This is a genomic window from Fontimonas sp. FW305-C-3 (assembly GCF_058783185.1).
In genome coordinates this window covers 819,561-836,465 of sequence record NZ_JBYSYK010000003.1, presented here as the reverse complement: position 1 = coordinate 836,465, position 16,905 = coordinate 819,561, and the positions used below count along the sequence as shown (strand labels likewise).

At 65.8% G+C, this 16,905-nt stretch carries 15 protein-coding genes; 9 read left to right on the top strand and 6 right to left on the bottom strand.

Features of this window, described 5'->3' with window-relative positions:
* The first annotated feature begins 47 nt into the window (after positions 1-47).
* Positions 48-1,235: a glutathione S-transferase C-terminal domain-containing protein gene (locus AC3WUF_RS15300; protein ID WP_492427082.1), complete on the top strand. Its 1,188-nt coding sequence runs from the start codon at positions 48-50 to the stop codon at positions 1,233-1,235.
* Here AC3WUF_RS15300 and AC3WUF_RS15295 read toward each other — a convergent pair.
* Entirely contained in the window at positions 1,197-2,396 is a 1,200-nt protein-coding gene (locus AC3WUF_RS15295; protein WP_492427080.1) for a DsbA family protein, read from the bottom strand. The genes AC3WUF_RS15300 and AC3WUF_RS15295 overlap by 39 nt on opposite strands.
* Before the next feature lie 210 nt (positions 2,397-2,606).
* On the opposite strand from AC3WUF_RS15295, the gene AC3WUF_RS15290 reads away from it, so the two are divergent.
* Entirely contained in the window at positions 2,607-3,692 is a 1,086-nt protein-coding gene (locus AC3WUF_RS15290; RefSeq protein WP_492427078.1) for a DUF2855 family protein, read from the top strand.
* Here AC3WUF_RS15290 and AC3WUF_RS15285 read toward each other — a convergent pair.
* Together AC3WUF_RS15285 and AC3WUF_RS15280 are read right to left on the bottom strand one after the other, a co-directional pair.
* A complete protein-coding gene (locus tag AC3WUF_RS15285) occupies positions 3,681-5,468 on the bottom strand; it encodes an arylsulfatase (RefSeq protein ID WP_492427076.1) in 1,788 nt (595 codons plus the stop codon). The two genes, AC3WUF_RS15290 and AC3WUF_RS15285, sit on opposite strands and share 12 nt — an antisense overlap.
* On the bottom strand, positions 5,465-6,139 hold the full coding sequence (locus AC3WUF_RS15280; protein WP_492427074.1) for a TetR/AcrR family transcriptional regulator: 675 nt from the start codon (positions 6,137-6,139) through the stop codon (positions 5,465-5,467). The genes AC3WUF_RS15285 and AC3WUF_RS15280 overlap by 4 nt, the downstream gene beginning before the upstream one ends.
* Positions 6,140-6,257: 118 nt before the next feature.
* Between AC3WUF_RS15280 and AC3WUF_RS15275 the strand changes: the two genes are divergently transcribed.
* From AC3WUF_RS15275 to AC3WUF_RS15260, 4 genes are all read left to right on the top strand, one after another.
* The gene (locus AC3WUF_RS15275) at positions 6,258-6,941 is read left to right on the top strand and encodes a glutathione S-transferase family protein (protein ID WP_492427072.1); all 684 of its coding nucleotides are present in this window, start codon (positions 6,258-6,260) and stop codon (positions 6,939-6,941) included.
* Entirely contained in the window at positions 6,938-8,035 is a 1,098-nt protein-coding gene (locus AC3WUF_RS15270) for a glutathione S-transferase family protein (protein ID WP_492427070.1), read from the top strand. The genes AC3WUF_RS15275 and AC3WUF_RS15270 overlap by 4 nt, the downstream gene beginning before the upstream one ends.
* A 4-nt stretch (positions 8,036-8,039) precedes the next feature.
* Complete coding sequence (locus AC3WUF_RS15265; protein ID WP_492427068.1) at positions 8,040-9,203, top strand: glutathione S-transferase family protein; 1,164 nt, start codon at positions 8,040-8,042, stop codon at positions 9,201-9,203.
* Between the two features lie 67 nt (positions 9,204-9,270).
* Entirely contained in the window at positions 9,271-10,134 is an 864-nt protein-coding gene (locus AC3WUF_RS15260; RefSeq protein ID WP_492427066.1) for a DUF1330 domain-containing protein, read from the top strand.
* Positions 10,135-10,190: 56 nt separating this feature from the next.
* On the opposite strand, the gene AC3WUF_RS15255 is transcribed toward AC3WUF_RS15260, so the two are convergent.
* Both AC3WUF_RS15255 and AC3WUF_RS15250 read right to left on the bottom strand, forming a co-directional pair.
* Positions 10,191-10,787: a DUF1254 domain-containing protein gene (locus tag AC3WUF_RS15255; RefSeq protein ID WP_492427064.1), complete on the bottom strand. Its 597-nt coding sequence runs from the start codon at positions 10,785-10,787 to the stop codon at positions 10,191-10,193.
* Positions 10,784-11,386 (bottom strand): DUF1214 domain-containing protein, encoded by a 603-nt coding sequence (locus tag AC3WUF_RS15250; RefSeq protein ID WP_492427062.1) that lies wholly within the window; start codon positions 11,384-11,386, stop codon positions 10,784-10,786. The genes AC3WUF_RS15255 and AC3WUF_RS15250 overlap by 4 nt, the downstream gene beginning before the upstream one ends.
* A 99-nt stretch (positions 11,387-11,485) precedes the next feature.
* Here AC3WUF_RS15250 and AC3WUF_RS15245 point away from each other — a divergent pair, with 99 nt between their 5' ends.
* Positions 11,486-12,514 (top strand): glutathione S-transferase N-terminal domain-containing protein, encoded by a 1,029-nt coding sequence (locus tag AC3WUF_RS15245; protein WP_492427060.1) that lies wholly within the window; start codon positions 11,486-11,488, stop codon positions 12,512-12,514.
* 88 nt (positions 12,515-12,602) lie between these two features.
* On the opposite strand, the gene AC3WUF_RS15240 is transcribed toward AC3WUF_RS15245, so the two are convergent.
* On the bottom strand, positions 12,603-13,220 hold the full coding sequence (locus AC3WUF_RS15240; protein WP_492427058.1) for a glutathione S-transferase family protein: 618 nt from the start codon (positions 13,218-13,220) through the stop codon (positions 12,603-12,605).
* A 143-nt stretch (positions 13,221-13,363) separates the two neighbouring features.
* On the opposite strand from AC3WUF_RS15240, the gene AC3WUF_RS15235 reads away from it, so the two are divergent.
* Positions 13,364-15,496: a DUF1302 domain-containing protein gene (locus AC3WUF_RS15235; protein ID WP_492427056.1), complete on the top strand. Its 2,133-nt coding sequence runs from the start codon at positions 13,364-13,366 to the stop codon at positions 15,494-15,496.
* Positions 15,497-15,521: 25 nt separating this feature from the next.
* Positions 15,522-16,883: a DUF1329 domain-containing protein gene (locus AC3WUF_RS15230; RefSeq protein ID WP_492427054.1), complete on the top strand. Its 1,362-nt coding sequence runs from the start codon at positions 15,522-15,524 to the stop codon at positions 16,881-16,883.
* Positions 16,884-16,905: the final 22 nt, after the last annotated feature.

Here is a 16,905-nt window from a genome sequence, read left to right as displayed (position 1 = left end):
TGGCCGGACAATCAAACGGGAAACGCCCAAGGAAATGGAGCGCACGCATGGACGCCGCTGCGATGAGCCTGTGGGGCTCTCAGCTGTCGCCGTACTTTCTGAAGATCGAGGCACTGTGCCGGCAGAGCGGGCGCGTCGTGCAGCGCCGGCCGGATGGCGGCGGGTTGCTCGAGAACCTGGATCTGATGCGCCGTCTCGATCAGGCCAAGCGGCGGCGCAGCGTGCGTCGCTGGCCGGTCGCCGATCCGCTCGACGAATATCCGCTGGTGCCGTTCCTGATGACGGCCGATGGCGCGGTTCACTACGACAGCAGCGGTATCGCCGGTTGGCTGGATGAGACCCGCGCGCCCGGAATGCCGGCACTGATTCCCGAAGATCCAGCGCTGGCGTTCATCTGCGCGTTGATCGACGAGGCCCTGGATGAGGTCGGGCTCTACCTCGTGCATCATCATCGCTGGGTGGTCTCGCACAGCGACAACACCGCCGGCGCCCGGCTCGCGCAGGAGTTTCGCAGCCTGCTGTTGCCGCCGCTGCGGCCACTGATCGCCCGGCGCTTCTCGGCGCGGCAGATCCGCCGTCTGCCCTATCTGTTCTCGGTCGCTCATGACGCTGCGCAAGGGATCGACGATGGCCGGCCAGCGCCGCCGGGCCGGCCGGGATTTCCGGCGACGCATGCGCGCATCGAATGTGCCTGGGATGAGCTGGTCGACGCCGCCGCTCATGCCCTGGACGGTCGTGCCTATCTGCTCGGGGAGCGCTTCACGCTGGCCGATGCCGCGCTGTACGGCCAGCTCAACATGAACATGTCGGATCCATCGTCGGAGCGCAGGCTGCGCGAGAGAGCGCCCGGTTTGCGAAGCTGGTTGCAGCGCATCGAGGACGGCAATCACGCGGTCAGCGAAGGCGCGCTGTCGCTGCATGACAGCCTGAAGCCCCTGATGGCCTGGATCGGCAGCTGCTTCATCCCCTTGATGCGGGCGAACGCCGACGCTTACACGCGTTGTCGCGCAGACGGGCAGACGCGCTGGAACGAAGCGGCATTCAATCGCGGCGAGGCGTTGTATGAGCTTGAGTGGCGCGGCGCACCGGCACGTAGCGTCGTCAAGACTTTCCAGGTCAGGGTCTGGCGCGATCTCTGTGCGAAGGCGCAGGCTCTGCCGAGTGGTGCATTGACCGGCTTTCCCTGCGGGGATGAATTACTCGACAGCTTTCTGGGCCCGCTCGATCATCCATAAACGGTCCTGTCCCCAGGTCGCGAACGCGCCGACGCGGAAACTGGGTACGCCCCACAGGCCTGCCGCAAACAGCGCATCGCGATTGAGTTCGGCGCGCTGGGTATCGGTGCCGAGCGCGAGCTTGCGTTCCGCAGCGGCCCAGTCGAGCCCGCAGCGATCAAAGATGCTTTTCAGCACATCGTCGCGACAGACGTCGAGGCCTTCGGCCCATACCGTCTGCCCGGCGATCGCGCAGTAGCGCAGCTGGGTCGCGCTGTCGGCATCGTAGGGATAGACCGTCAAAAGGCGCAGCACGCCGTAGCCGACGGGATCATGAATGTGGCCAAACGGGATGCCGAGCGCATCCGCGCTGCGCTTGACGTCGCGGACGATGTACAGGCGCTTGATGCGCGGCACCGGCAGGCCGCGCATTACCATCGGCAATACCGGACGCACCTGCAGTGCGCGTGCCGTCCTTTGCTGGCGGCGCAGCAGTTCGACGGCGGCAAGATACGAATAAGGGCTGCGGAAACTGAACCAGAACTCCAGCGGCGCGTCGGGCATGGCCGGCGCCATCGGCAGCTGGCCGGCGTCGATGGACGACAGCGACATGTCGCCGAGCAGCGCGCGATGGGCCTGCAGGCGTGCGCGCAGAAACTCCAGCCGATCCAGCGCCCAGAACCATTCTCCGCGGTACTGCCACATCGCGGGCAGGTAATGGCCGAGTCTTGCGCGACGTTTGCGCTGCTTGTGCAGCAGCGCCTTGCTGTGGGCGAGCTCCGCCGTCGAAGCAGGCGCCAGCCGCTGGCCCTGTGCGAGCTGCTGCAGGCAGCGCTGCTCGATCTCCAGAAACGCCGCGGCGTCGCCGGCGCGTGCGAGCAGCGCTTCCATCGCTTCGCGTTGATCGGCGGCGATCGCCTGGGGCGGCGGCAGGCCGTGACAGGGTGCGAGGCGCTGCGCATCGAGCGTCGCGAACTCGCGTTGGCGGGTCTCCTCCGGATAGGTGCGCGCATCGGGCGCCGGCACCAGGCGGATGTTCAGGCCGATCTTCAGGCGCGGCAGCAGGCGGCGCGCGAGTGCGGCGCACAGCTGCGAGTGGGCATCGCCGACTTCGTAGTACAGCTCCAGTGCGCCGCCCGCGAGCAGACGCGATAGCGGATCGCGCGAGCTGGCAATGCGCATCGCCACCTTCGACCGAAACGATCCCGGCAGTCCGGCCAATGGCAGGGGATCGATCCGGTGCTTCGACAAGTCAGTCATGCGTGGCCGTGGTTTATTGATTTGGACACCATGTAAATAAGATCTGGAGACGGCGCTGTCAAGAAGCTGTTACAACGCTGCTGATAAAACGACGTCGATAGAACAAGGTCTGTAGAACAACTGGAGACGCACATGAAGACGCAGGAACTCTGGGTCGATCGCAAGGATCTGCGCAAGGCCAGGCTGGTCGAACGCGACGCCGCGGCACTTGTCGATGGCGACGTGCGGCTGGCGATCGACAAGTTCGCGCTGACCGCGAACAACATCACCTACGCGCTGTCCGGCGACATGCTTGGCTATTGGCGCTATTACCCCGCCGAGGGTGAGTGGGGCATCGTGCCGGTTTGGGGTTTTGCCGACGTGGTCGAGTCGCGTTGCGCGGCGCTTGGCGTCGGCGAGCGGGTCTGGGGTTTCCTGCCGATGGCGAGCGAGGTCGTGCTGACCCCGGGCAAGCTCGGCCCCGCGCAATTCTTCGATTTCGCGCCGCACCGCAAAGGCTTGCCGAGCCTCTACAACCTCTATTACCGGACAGCCAACGACGCACCGCAGCTCAAGGCGCTCGAAGACGAGCGCTGCCTGATGTTCCCGTTGTTCGCGACCTCATTCATCCTCTACGACTACCTGTTGGCGCACGACTGGTTCGGCGCCGAGCAGATCCTGATTGGCTCCGCTTCGTCGAAAACCGGTTTCGGTCTGGCCTGGTTGTTGCGCGAACACAAGGGCAGCAAGCCGCGCGTGATCGGCATGACTTCGCCGGCCAATCGCGGTTTTGTCGAAGGTCTGCAGATCTGCGACGAGGTGATCGGCTACGCGGACATCCAGCGCCTCGACGCCGCCAAGCCAGCCGCTTTTGTCGACATGGCGGGCGCCGGTCCGGTCATCGCGGCGGTGCATATGCATTTCGGCGATAACGTGAAGGAAAGCTGCATCGTCGGCGCCACGCACTGGGATGCGCAGCGCAAGCGCGGCGAGCTGCCCGGCGCGAAGCCGACGATGTTCTTCGCGCCGAATCACATCGCGCAGCGCGAGAAGGAGTGGGGCGCCGGCTCGGTGCTGCCGAAGACCTTCGCCGCCAGCACGCGCATCGCCGCAGCGGTCGCCGGGCAGATCGAAGTTGTCCATCTGCGCGGCGGCGACGCCGTGCTGCGGAACTACCTCGCGATGCTCGACAACCAGGTGCCGCCGAGCCGCGGGCTGATGCTCTCCTTACGCAGCTGACGCGCGGCGCCGACGCCGCCAGCGCCAGATCAACAGGACGATGGCGAGCAGCACCAGGCCGGCAATCCAGCCGCGCTGAATCGCCAGCTTGCGGAAGTGATTGATCGACAGCTGGCGCACCGACGAATAGCCCGGCGGCACTTCGAGGACGCCGACACGCTGCGACCAGTCGCCGTAGGCGGCGAGCAGGCGCTGGTACTGCTCGGGCATCTCCTTCGACAGGTCCTGTGCTTCGCCCGGATCGCGGACGATGTTGAATAGATGCCATTGGCCGTCGCCATACGGCGGCAGGTTGCGCGTCAGCTTGTAGTCGCCGAGGAACAGTGCGGCGTTGCCGGCGGTCTCGATGCCGACCGCTTCCTCTTCGCCGTAGAGCCTGGTGCCGGGCGCGCGCAGCGCCGGCATCATCGAGCGGCCGGTCATGACGATCTTGCCCGGCGCATTGACCGCGGTGACGCCGGCGATCTCCAGCAAGGTCGGCGCGATATCGGAGGAGAAGCTCAGCGCATCGACGACGCCACTGGCCGGGACGCCCGGACCGGCCATGATCATCGGCACCCGCAGACCGCCTTCGGTCGCATAGAACTTGAAGTCGGCATAGGGCGAAGCCGCCGCATTCGCGAACTCGGGACCGATGTACGCGTAAGTGCCTTTCTCACCGAGCGTCTTCACATCCAGCGAGTAGCCGACCCAGTCCAGCCACTCCTGTACGCCCGGCGTGTCGAGCGGATCGTTCGGTTCCGGGCCGTTGTCGGAGACGAAGACGAAGACGGTGTTGTCGTACTGACCGTTCGCCTTCAGGTGCTCGATGAGGCGGCCGAGGTGGAAGTCCATCGCTTCGATCATGCCGGCGTTGACCTGCATGTTCATCGCCAGCCGTTCACGCACTGGCTGCGGCAGCGCATCCCAGCTGCGCATGCTGGCGGGCATCGGCCGAAGCGCGGTCTCGGCGGGAACCATGCCGAGTTCGATGGTGCGCTGATGGCGCGCCGAGCGGATCGGGTCCCAGCCCTTGTCGTAGACGCCGTTGTACTTCTCGACGTAGGCGCGCGGCGCCTGCACCGGAATGTGGATGGCCTGGAAGCCGAGGTAGGCAAAGAACGGCCGCTCGTCGCCGGCGCCGCTGTCGATGTACTCGGACAGCTTGTCGACCAGGAAGCGCGACGAGTAGAAGTCGTCGGGCAGATCCACCGGCTTGCCGTTCTCGAACCACGGCGCGTCGTCGTAGATCGGCAGGTAGCTGCGCTTCTCCCAGTTGTCGGCACCGGAGGCCTCGAGGAAGAACGCTTTCTCGAAGCCGCGCTTGTGCGGCATCGCGCGCTCCTCCATGCCCAGGTGCCACTTGCCGGTCATGTAGGTGCGGTAGCCGGCGTCGTGCAGGCGGGTTGCCAGCGTGACGACGCGATCGTCGAGGTGACCGAGATAACCCGGCTTGCCCTGATGGCGCAGCGGCGTCGTCTCCGGCAGGTTGCCGATGCCGGCGACGTGACTGTCGACGCCGCTCATCAGCATTGCGCGCGACGGCGAGCACAGCGGCGCCGTATGGTAGTTCGACAGCTTCGCGCCGCGCGCGGCGAGCGCATCGAGTGTCGGCGTGCGCACTTCGCTGCCGTAGGCACCGACATCGGTGTAGCCCATGTCGTCGGCGACGATGACGACGATGTTCGGGCGCTGCGCGGCCGGTGTGGCCGGCGTCGGCGCGTCGGCCGCATGCAGCGGTGCGCAGCAGGCCAGCAGTACGGCGAGCAGAGGACGGTAGCGGAGGAACGAACTCATTTGCCGGAAGCCTTTGTCTTGGTGGTCTTGCGCGGAGCGGGCGGCACTTTCGTGTCGTCCAGGCTCAGCAGCAATCCGTTGAACAGCTCAAGCGCCGCGCTGCGGCTCAATTCACCTTCTTCGACCAGCTGATGCGCGCCCCAGAATGCCATGTTGAGCATCCACGACAGCGCTTGCGCACGCTTCTCGTCGAGGCCGAGGCGCTGCTGCATGAACGGCGCCCACATCTTCGTCAGCAGATGGCGCAGGCGCTGACCCATGCGACGCGCCTCGACATTGTCTGAATAGGTGGCGGTGAGCATCTGCCACAGCGCGCGGACGCGTTCCGGCGAATCGCCGAAGGTCTGCTCCTCGACCAGCCGCAGCAGCGCGACCAGGTCGGTCGGATTCTCGGCGATGCCGCTGCGGATGCTCTCATAGCGGCTGCGGAACAGGTGCGACATCGTATCGGCCATCAGCTCGTCGACCGAGGCGAAATGCTGGTAGATCAGCTGGCGGCTGACCTTGGCGGCCTCGGCCACCGAGATCATGCTCAGTGCCTGCCAGCCTTGCGACTCGACCACCGCGGCGGCGACGTCGAGCAGCGCGGTGCGCCGCTCGTCGCGCGACAGATACGCGCGTTTCTGAGCTGGCTGAGGCGCCTTTCTCGCGGTTTTCTTTTCTGCTTTCATCGGCTTCCTGCCATTCGAGGTCGGCTTTGCGAATATACAGGCGTAGTAGAACCACTTAGTTACAATATGTAAAGTTCATTGCTAGACTCCGTTCATCCCTATCGCCGGAGGTCAGGCCATGATTGAGCTGTACACCGCTTCCACGCCCAACGGCCACAAGGCCTCGATCGCGCTCGAGGAACTGGCGCTGCCGTACACCGTGCACGCAATCGATCTGATGCGCGGCGAGCAGAAGAAGCCGGATTATCTGAAGCTCAATCCGAACGGCCGCATCCCGACGATCGTCGACACCGAAGCCGACAACTTCGCGGTGTTCGAGTCCGGCGCGATCCTGATCTATCTCGCCGAGAAGACCGGCAAGCTGATGCCCACGGACGCCAGGGGCCGTTCGCGAGTCCTGCAGTGGCTGATGTTCCAGATGGGCGGCGTCGGTCCGATGATGGGCCAGGCCAATGTGTTCTTCCGCTACTTCCCGGAAAAGATCCAGCCTGCCATCGATCGCTACCAGAATGAGAGCCGGCGCCTGTTCGAAGTGCTCGACCGCCGGCTTGGCGAGAGCGAATGGCTGGCCGATGCGTATTCGATCGCCGACATCGCCAACTGGGCCTGGGTGCGCACTTACAAGTGGTCCGGTGTCAGCATCGACGGCCTGCAGCATCTGCAGCGCTGGAACGATGCGATGCACGCACGTCCGGCCTGCCTGAAGGGCATCGAGATTCCGGTCAAGCTGCCGTCGCTCGACAAGGACAGCGACGCCAGCAAGGCCTTCGTCAAGGGCGCGCAGACGATGCTGCAGAAGTGAGCGGCACGCACACGCTGTACGGCTGGGAAATGTCGCTGTACAGCGGCAAGCTTCGCGCCTACCTGCGCTACAAGGACATCCCGCATCGCGAGAAGCGGCCGTGGCTCGCCGACATGCGCGAGATCAAGCGCCGCGTCGGTGCGCAGGTGATGCCGGTCGTCGTCACGCCGCGGGGCGAGTGGCTGCAGGACACTTCGGACATCATCGACGTGCTCGAAGCGCGTTACCCGGACGCGCCCGTGTTGCCATCCACGCCGCGCCAGCGTGTCGCTGCCTTGCTGATCGAAGCCTGGGGCGACGAGTACTGGCTGCCGAGTGCAATGCATTACCGCTGGAACTTCCCGGAGAACTTCAAGGCGATCTTCCGGCCCGAGGGCGGTAACAATCTGCTGCCGTATGCGCCGCGCTTCGTGAAGAACCTGCTGGCCGACAAGGTCGCCGATGCAATGCGTTCCTTCCTGCCGCCACTCGGTGTCGAGCCCGCGCAGAATCCCATCATCGAGCAATGGTCGAACGCGATGTGCGATGCGCTCGATACGCACTTCGCGCAGCATCCTTACCTGTTCGGCACGCGGCCGAGCGTCGGCGACTATGGTCTGATCGGTCCGCTGTATGCGCATCTGGGCCGCGATCCATATCCACTGCGCACGCTGGTCGGTCCGCGCCCGCATCTGCATGCCTGGGTGCAGCGCATGCTGCATCCGCCGCAGGCGCGCAGCGGCGAGTTTCTCGCCGCTGATGCCGTGCCCGAGACCCTCAATCCGGTCTTCGCGTCGATCTTCGGCGAGTTCTGGCCGCAGCTGGCGGCCACCGCCGCTGAAGTCGAGCAGGCGATTCCCAAGCTCAAGCCGGGGCGCGGCCTGCGCCGCTCGCTGGGGCGGATCACCGCGCCGATGGCGGGCCAGCCGTATTGTCTCAGCGCGCGGCCGTACAGCCTGTGGATGGCGCAGCGCGCGATCGATGCCTATCGCGCACTGGATGCCACCGCGCGCACGACGGTCGACCGCTGGCTCGCGGGCGTCGGCGGCGAGATGGCCATGCAGCTGCGCATTCCGCGCCTCAAGCGCGACGCGCTGACTGTGCGCCCGGAGTAAGGCGGTGAGCGAAACCGGCAAGTACAAGGCCTACGTCTCCGACGTCTCGTACTACAGCGGCAAGCTTGAGGCCTACCTGCGCTACGCGCGGATTCCGCACGAGCGCATCGAGATCAACACGCGCATCCTGCGCGAGATCGTTCTTCCTGCGACCGGTTTCATGAAAGTGCCGGCCATGCAGTGCGCCGACGGCCGCTGGCTGAAGGACACGACGCCGATGATCGCCTGGCTCGATGCGCGCCACGGCCAGCCGTCGATCTATCCAGCCGATCCGGCGCAGCGCTTCATGGCCTTGCTGGTCGAGGACTATGCCGACGAATGGCTGTGGCGCCCGGCGATGTATTACCGCTGGCAGTTCGTCGATTCGCACAGCCTGCTGCGCCGCCGTCTCGGCCGCGAGCTGTCGATCGACACGCTGTACAACGCCAGCGGCCTGGGCTGGTACATGCGCTGGCGCCAGTACCTGACCTTCGTGCGCGGCGACGGTGTGCGCAGGCACAACGAGCCCGCGGTGCAGGCCTTGTATGCACGCACGCTGGTGCAGCTGGGCCAGCTGCTGGACGCGCGGCCGTTCCTGCTTGGCTCGCGGCCGAGCATCGTCGACTTCGCGTACTTCGCGTCGATGTTCCGCCACTTCGCGCTCGACCCGCATTCGGCGAAGCAGATGATCGACACTGCGCCGGCGGTCTACGCCTGGGTCGGCCGCGTGTGGAATGCGCGCGCCGATCGCGAGGGCGAGGCGGTGCTTGAGGATTTCGACAGTACCGACTGGAATCCCGTGTTCGGCGAGATCGGTCGCGATTACCTGCGCTATCTCGATGCCAACGCCGATGCGTATGCGCGCGGCATGCGGCGCTTCGATCTGCAGTTGCACGACGCCGGCTATCCGGCGATGCCGGTCGTGCGCTATCGCGTCGCCTGTCGCGAGCAGATTCTCAAGGCCTACGCCGCCCTCGATGCCGGAGCACAGGCGCGGGTGCAGCAGCGCCTTGCCGCCAGCGGCGTCGGTGCATGGCTGCAGCGCGCCACGCCGGTCGCCGCCGGTCTCGATGCGGAATTCGCCCTGCCGCTGGAACAGCGCTATCCAGCGGCGCGTGGCTTCTATGGCCTGCGCCTGCTGCGCGGCACGCCTTGGGATCTGCCGCGCCCGCCGCTGGACTCGCCATAGGACGCGCCCCGCTTCTCGTTTACAGTGCACCGCAAAGCCAGGCTGTCATCGAGCATCGAGGAGATCCATGACCATCAGCCCCAGCCCCAGCGCGAGCCAACTCGCCAGGTACAAAGAGCGCCCGCATCACCCGCCGGTGGTGCTGTTCTACGAGTACCGCTGCAAGTCGGCCAGCGCAGCGGCCGGACTGGCGCGGCGCCTCGCCAAGCTGGCGCGCACGCATGACGGCCTGTTGCGCTGGACGGGCGCAGAGCAACAGGTACTGATCGGTCGTGTCGAGCTGTATCAATATTGCTGTTGCCTGCATTTCCTCAGTCGAGGCGCGGCGCTGGAGCATGTGCAGGATCCCCTGCATGCAGAGCTTCTGCAGGGTGTGAAGGGTTTGCAGGTCGCAGTGATTTCGGAACAGCCGCGCGTGTCGCGTCTGGTGATTGGCCTGATGGGCCGTGTATTGCCCTGGGTGCCGTTCAACAATGCCGCCGAGGACACGCCGGAGCCGGGCATGGGTACGACGGTGATGCCGACCGAGGCGGCGATGGAGGAATTCATCGACAACCGCGAGCAGAACACGCCGATCGTCATGATCAACTGGCTACGCTTCCGCAAGGACGCCAAGTACGCCGGTCAGCAGGGGCCGCGCATCAGCGGCAAGGCGGCGTATTACCTGTACGGCAAGGTCGCGTTCCAGGTGCTGCACAGCCTCGGCGCCAAGGCGTTCTTCATCAGCCGTTACCAGCAGATGCTGATCGGCAACGACGGCGATCCCGGCGTCGGTCTGTGGGATGAGTTCGCACTGGTCCAGTATCCGGGCCGTGCGACGTTCAAGCGCATGGCGACGCTGAAGCGTTATCGCGCCGCGCTGCATCACCGCCAGGCCGGTCTGGCCGAGCATGGTCAGGGCCTGGTGGTGTCGGTCAGCCGGCGCCTGTAGGGAAGCGATCGCGCGGCGCCTGCTCGAAGCCTGGCAGCTTGCCGGGGCTTCTGCGATCAGTGCGCGGGGTCGCAGCGCTGCTCCGCCCGCAGCGCGAGCAGGGCGGGATCGGGCGTGCGATCCTGAACCAGCATCCGGAACAACAGCAATCCACGTTGCGTCGGTGCATGGATGCGCGTGTCTGCGACGGCCTGCGGCGCCGTGACCAGCCAGGCGTCGAGCCGCCGCGGCGCGCCGTCGGCCGCCGCGACATCGCGGTCGTTGATCGCGAAGAAATTGCTCGTGTCGGCGGCGAACCCGGAAATGGACAGATAGCTGTCGGGCACCGGCGCCGTGACGTGCAGCGGTTCTTCGCCGAGGTCGAATACGCAGGCGGTGTAGAGCAGATCGGGACTCGGCCGGACGACGGTGCGGGCGCTGGCGTCGGCGCGCTTCGCGGGCAGCGCAACGTTGATGCCGCGGCGGTCGAGGATCAACTGCTTGTGCGCCTGGACCAGCGGATCGTCGCTGGGAATCGCGGCGTCGGCCAGTGCCTGCTTGACGATGCGGTGCATCACGAAGGCATTGATCGCATGCGGCAGCGCCAGCACGGCCAGCGTGTTGAACAGCGGGACGAGCACGATGAACAGCAGCAGATGCCGGCGCCAGTTCATCGGCAGTCTCCGCGACGGATCTGCGGCAGCGCAACGCTGGCCAGCTGCGTCGCCAGTGCCTCGGGCGGATTGTAGAGGCGCAGCGTTAGCGAGAACGCGCCTTTCGCCGGAATCGGCAACAGGTCTGCGCGCTCGACGTTGCCGACGGCGGACAGCGCGAGTTCGATGCGGCCGCTGCTGGCCGACGGCAGGTTGCCGGCATTGACGGCATAACGGTCGGCGCCGTTCGGCACCAGGAAGTGATCGGCGCCGTAAGCCGTGAGACTCCACCAGCGTGCGTCCGGCGTTACGCCGCTGACCAGGTAATCGCACTCGCCGCGCAGCGGCTCGTTATCGCTGTCGCTGAATGCGGTGAAGTACACCGCCTCCTTGCGGCTCAGCGCATAGAGGCCGGCAACCGCCACCGCGGCGCGAGTCCAGGGATCGGCATCGACGCTGCCGGTGTCGGCGCTGGTGCGCCACGGGCCGTTGTGGATGCTGTGCCGTTCCATCAACACGCCGAGTACCGGCTTGACCAGCAACAACGCGGTTGCCGCCGCCGCAACAACGGTTGCGCAATACTGGGCGGTGCGGCGCAGGCGGGTGGGCTTGGACGTCATGGCGCCGGCAGACTGGCATACGATTGACACCCTGTAAATATCGTCCGGATAATTCCCGGCAACCGGCCGATCCTTCATCGCTCAATCATGGAGCCCGCAATGGCGCACCCGCTCACGATCATCGGCAACGAAGGCTCGCCGTATTCGCGCAAGATGCGCGCGGTGCTGCGCTACCGGCGAATTCCCCATGTGTGGATTGCGCAGCTTGGGCCCGGCTACGTGCCGCCACCGCCGGTGCCGGTCAAGGTCATCCCGGTGCTGGTCTGGCACAACGACGACGGCACGATGCGCGAGGCGATGGTCGACTCGACGCCGCAGATCCAGCGTCTTGAACGCGAGGTCAGCGGGCGTTCGCTGGTGCCGGCCGACCCCGCGCTGGCGTTTCTGAGTGCGCTGATCGAGGACTACGCCGACGAGTGGGGCACCAAGTTCATGTTCCACTACCGCTGGACCGACGAGGCGGGCATCGCCTGGGCGCGGCGCCATCTGATGCTGCAGATCGACCACAGCGTGCCGGCCGACAAGCTCGACCAGTTTGCCCAGTGGTTTGGCGACCGCCAGATCGGCCGGCGCGCGGTGGTCGGTTCCAGCGACGAGACGCGCCACATTCTCGAGGACGGCTACCGCAACCTGCTGCAGGCGCTCAGCGGTCTGCTGGAGCAGCGTCGCTTCCTGTTCGGCGATCGCCCGGCGGCAGCTGACTTCGGCCTGTACGGTCAGCTCAGCCAGCTCTGCGGCTTCGATCCGACCTCGTCGCGGCTGGCGGAGCAGCTGGCGCCGCGGGTCGTGGCCTGGACCGAGCGTATCGAAGACCTCAGCGGCTGGGTCGTCGGCGATGCGCAGTGGCTGCAGCGCGACGCGGCGCTGACGGCGCTACGGCCCCTGCTGACGGAAATCGGTGCGAGCTATGTGCCGTTCCTGCTGGCGAACGCGGCGGCGAAGCAGGCCGGCGCCGAGCAGGTGGTCTGCACGATCCGCGGCGAGCGCTGGCAACAGAACGTCTTCGCCTACCAGGCCAAATGTCTGGGCTGGCTGCGCGAGCATTTCGCGCGTCTGCCCGAAGCGGATCGCGGCTGGCTGCGCGCCGCGCTGTACGGCACCGGTTGCGAGGCCTTGCTCGTCACGTAGTCATGTAGCCCGGATGCAATCCGGGATTTCCCCGTTTCGGGCGGTGCGGAACCCGGACTTCATCCGGGCTACGGTTACGAAGCGCCGATCAACTGAACGCTTTCGCAGCTGCCGGCCGTGCCTTGATGCGCTCGAACCAGGCGCGCAGGTTCGGCTGGTCTTCGCCCATCTCGAAACCGGCCACCCGGAAGAAGCGGAACGAGCACCAGGCGGTGATGTCGGCGATGCAGAACTCCGCACCGGCGATGTAGTCCTGCGTCGCCAGCTGCTGCTCGAAACGCTTGATGCGTTTCTGCGCCGCGACGCGCTGCTTGTTGCCCCACTCCGGCACCTGGTCTTCGAGCGCCTTCATGGCCGGGAAGGTGTGACGGAAGGCCATCGCCATCGGCAGCATCAGTTCGAGTTCGACGATGCGCTGCCACATCTCGACATGGGCACGCTCGAACGGCGTGCGGCCGAACAGCGACGGCTCCGGATGCAGTTCCTCGATGTAGCGGCAGATCGCGACGCTCTCGCACAGCACGCGACCGTCGTCGAGTTGCAGGGCCGGCGTGCGGCCGTTCGGCGAAATGGCCCGGTAGGCCGAGGTCTTGTGCTCGCCCTGCATCAGGTTCACCTGCACGAACTCGATGTCCAGGCCTTTCTCGGCCAGGAAGAATTGCACGCGGGCCGGGGTGATGGCGCCTTTGCTGGTGAAGAGTTTCATCGTCTGGTCTCGGGCGGTGGATTCTGGAATGCTGAGCTTATAACTTGACAGAGTGTAAAAAATGGCTAGCATGCAGACAATAGTTACACATTGTAAATAACATCCGGCCGACATCGAGCGGAGCACCGAGGAGATTCATCGCGATGGGCCGTTCTTCCGCGATCGTCACAGAGATGCAGTCTGCACTGAAAGGCGCGGCCGTCGCCGGCGCCCTCGTGTTTGCGCCGCTGGCAGACGCTTTCGACCTGAATTTCGACGCACTCAATCTTGAAGGCACGCTCAGTGCGCAGATGTCGATCGGCGCCACCATGCGTGCCGAGGAGCGCGACCCCAATCTGGTCGGCAAGCTCAACCTGCCGGGCCAGGAGCAGTTCTGCGACGACGCGCTGATTCCGGCGCTGGCGGCCGGTATTGACTGCACGACGGTGGAAGGCAACGCCGCTTACCTGGCCTTGCCCGGCTCGGCCAGCGTCAATGCCGACAACGGCAACCTGAACTACGACAAGGGCGACATCGTCAACGCCGCATTGCGCTTCGCGCCGCGCCTGCAGCTGACCCACGAATACTTCGGCGTCGACATCGGCGCGCTGGCGTTCTACGACCCGGTCAACGACGATTTCGAGGACTATCATCCGAGCAACTCGCAGGACAACAACGGCTTCCAGCCGCGCCACACGCGACGCAGCAAAGCCGTGCGCGGCGCGATCGGTTCCGGTGTCGTGCTGCTCGATGCCTACGTCACCACGCAGCTGCCGCTGCCTGGCGAGCGCGAACTGTCGGTCAAGGCCGGCAACCAGCTGCTGAGCATCGGCACCAGCACGTTGCTGGTGCTCAACAGCCTCAACACCGTCAATCCGCCGGACACCAACCGCCTGTTCGTGCCCGGCGCCGACGTGCGCGACGTGTTCCAGCGCGTGCCGCTGCTGACGCTGGGCGTCAGCCTCAACGACAGCGTCTCGGCGATGGGCTTCTACCAGTTCGCCTGGAAGCCGGCCGAGATCCCGGCGATGGGCACCTACTACTCGACCAACGATGCCGCATCGATCGGCGGTTACTACAACATGCTGCTGTTCGGCAAAGTCCGCGAAGACCCCGACAACCTCGCGGGCGCAGCGGGCCGTACCCCGGGCAATGCCGAGCTGCTCTCGAACGCCGGCCGCACGCTGTTCCGCACCGACACGGTCGATGCGCGCGACAGCGGCCAGTTCGGGCTCAGCCTCAGCTACCTCGCCAGCTGGCTCAACAACACCAGCTTCGATCTGGCCTATCTGCGGCTGCACAGCCGCCTGCCGATCGGCAGCTTCTACGCGGCGGAGAAGGGCTGTTCGCACGATTCGACGACTTCGGCGCAGGCGCTGATCGCCTGCCGCGGCTTTGCGACCACGCCGCTCGGCGTCGAGCCGCTGCCGATCGACACCGTGCGTTACTACCTCGAGTACCCGGAGGACATCGACACCTTCGGCTTCAGCTTCGCGACCAGCCTGGGCGAAGTCGCCTGGACCGGCGAGGTCGTCTACCGGCCGAACCAGCCGCTGCAGGTCGATCCGACCGACGTCGGCTTCGCCGCGCTGCAGCCGATCTTCCCGGCGCAGACGCTGGAGTTCGGCATCACCGCGATTCCGGGCCGCCGCGTCGCGGTGCCGGACTACATCGAGACGATCTATCGCGGCAACGACAACGTGCTGCCGGGGCAGGTGATCCACGGCTACGAGCGCTTCGAGACGCTGAACTACAACACGTCCTTCCTGCTGCTCAGCGGTGCGAGCGAGAATCCCTTCGGCGCCGACCAGGTGACGACGCTGCTCGAGGTCGGCGCCTATCAGGTCATCGACCTGCCGTCGCTCGATCAGCTGCAGATCGCCACGCCGGGCGTGCAGTATCACCACAGCGCGGGCGTCGACGAAACCGGCCCGATCAATGCCGACCAGGCCGCTGCCGACCCTGCGCGGCGTCTCAACCCGACCTACCAGGCCGGCGGCTTCGCGACCGACTTCTCCTGGGGTTATCGCCTGCTGCTGGGCCTGAGCTACGAGGACGTGCTGCCGCGCACGCGCCTGATTCCGCAGTTCACGTTCTTCCATGACATGAACGGCCGCGCGCCCTTGCCCAGTGGCGAGTTCGTGCAGGGCCGGCGCCAGGCGAGCGCCGGCCTGTCGATGGTCTACGGCGACAGCCTGACGGCGAATCTGCGCTATACCTGGTTCATGGGCGGCGGCATTGCCAATCTGCTCAGCGATCGCGACAACGTTCAGGTCAACCTGAGTTACGACTTCTAGTCCGGTGCTGCACCGGAGAGGCATCATGAAACGACTACTGATTTCCACGTTGCTCGGCACGCTAGGCTTCGTTGCGATGACGGCGCAGGCCAAGGTCACGCCGGAGGAAGCCGCCAAGCTCGGCAAGACGCTGACGCTGGTCGGCGCGCAGGCGGAAGCCAGCAAGGACGGCACGATCCCGGCGTGGAGCGGCGGCATGACGACGCTGCCGCCGATGTTCGCCAACTACGACGCCGGCGCCGGCGAGTACTACCCCGATCCGTTTCCGGAAGACAAGCCGCAGTTCAAGATCACGCCGGAGAACCTGCCGCAATATGCGGCGCAGCTGCCGGCCGGCGCGGCAAAGCTGCTGACGCTGAACAAGGGCCTTTACTTCAACGTCTATCCGACGCGCCGCACGGCGACCTATCCGCAGGAAATCCTCGATGCGACGGTGGCCAACGCAACAACGGCCGAACTGCAGGGCGACGATGCGCTGAGCGGCGCCAAGCTCGGCTTCCCGTTCCCGATTCCCAAGACGGGGGGCGAGGCGATGGTCAACCATCGCGTGCGCTACCGCGGCGATTCGGTCGTGCTGTCGGGCAGCCTGTTCGTCGTCGCGCGCGACGGCAAGTTCCAGATCAACGGCTTCACCAGCTCGGTGCAGTTCTCCTACGGCAATGTGAAGAAGGCCGGCGCGGACGACGAAGGCCTGATCCTGCAGCTGATGCGGCGCGACGATTCGCCGGCGCGCCTCGCCGGCTCGATGACGCTGATCTGGGAGTACCTCGATGGCCGCCGCGACGCCTGGCAGTACTCGCCGGGCAGCAACCGCATCCGCCGCGCGCCGGTCGTCGCTTTCGACAATCCGGTCAACGGTGCCGACGGCCTGCAGAACGTCGACCAGACCGACATGTTCAACGGCTCGCAGTCGCGCTACAGCTGGAAGCTGCTCGGCAAGAAGGAGATGTACATCCCGTACAACAACTACCGGCTGGTGCGGCCGGAGCTGAAGTACGCCGACATCATCAAGCAAGGCCATCTGAATCCTCAGCACCTGCGCTATGAGCTGCATCGCGTCTGGGTCGTCGAGGCGACGCTGAAGCCGGGCCAGGGCAATGTCTTCAAGAAGCGCATGTTCTACATCGACGAAGACAGCTGGAACGTTGCTGCCGTCGACTGCTACGACTCGCGCGACCAGCTGTGGCGCTACCAGGAAGGCTTCGTGCTGCCGCTGGTCGCCGACAAGGCGGTCGTCGCCGCGCCGCAGGTCACCTACGACCTGTTCTCCGGTCGCTACGCGGTCAACAATCTGCCGAACGAGCAGGGCTTCATCGCCAAGTTCGGTGGCAAGCTGCCAGCGGGCTTCTTTACACCGCAAAACCTGCAAAAGCTGGGTCGCAGCTGAGAAGTGCCGACTAAGCTGCTGC

What these genes read in the sequence shown, in the direction of transcription:
- AC3WUF_RS15295 (WP_492427080.1), bottom strand. Translation starts at nt 2,396, where the DNA reads ATGCGCATTGCCAGCTCGCGCGATCCGCTATCGCGTCTGCTCGCGGGC.
- AC3WUF_RS15285 (WP_492427076.1), bottom strand. Translation starts at nt 5,468, where the DNA reads ATGAGTTCGTTCCTCCGCTACCGTCCTCTGCTCGCCGTACTGCTGGCC.
- AC3WUF_RS15250 (WP_492427062.1), bottom strand. Translation starts at nt 11,386, where the DNA reads ATGACGTCCAAGCCCACCCGCCTGCGCCGCACCGCCCAGTATTGCGCA.
- AC3WUF_RS15275 (WP_492427072.1), top strand. Translation starts at nt 6,258, where the DNA reads ATGATTGAGCTGTACACCGCTTCCACGCCCAACGGCCACAAGGCCTCG.
- AC3WUF_RS15290 (WP_492427078.1), top strand. Translation starts at nt 2,607, where the DNA reads ATGAAGACGCAGGAACTCTGGGTCGATCGCAAGGATCTGCGCAAGGCC.
- AC3WUF_RS15240 (WP_492427058.1), bottom strand. Translation starts at nt 13,220, where the DNA reads ATGAAACTCTTCACCAGCAAAGGCGCCATCACCCCGGCCCGCGTGCAA.
- AC3WUF_RS15255 (WP_492427064.1), bottom strand. Translation starts at nt 10,787, where the DNA reads ATGAACTGGCGCCGGCATCTGCTGCTGTTCATCGTGCTCGTCCCGCTG.
- AC3WUF_RS15235 (WP_492427056.1), top strand. Translation starts at nt 13,364, where the DNA reads ATGGGCCGTTCTTCCGCGATCGTCACAGAGATGCAGTCTGCACTGAAA.
- AC3WUF_RS15280 (WP_492427074.1), bottom strand. Translation starts at nt 6,139, where the DNA reads ATGAAAGCAGAAAAGAAAACCGCGAGAAAGGCGCCTCAGCCAGCTCAG.
- AC3WUF_RS15300 (WP_492427082.1), top strand. Translation starts at nt 48, where the DNA reads ATGGACGCCGCTGCGATGAGCCTGTGGGGCTCTCAGCTGTCGCCGTAC.
- AC3WUF_RS15230 (WP_492427054.1), top strand. Translation starts at nt 15,522, where the DNA reads ATGAAACGACTACTGATTTCCACGTTGCTCGGCACGCTAGGCTTCGTT.
- AC3WUF_RS15245 (WP_492427060.1), top strand. Translation starts at nt 11,486, where the DNA reads ATGGCGCACCCGCTCACGATCATCGGCAACGAAGGCTCGCCGTATTCG.
- AC3WUF_RS15260 (WP_492427066.1), top strand. Translation starts at nt 9,271, where the DNA reads ATGACCATCAGCCCCAGCCCCAGCGCGAGCCAACTCGCCAGGTACAAA.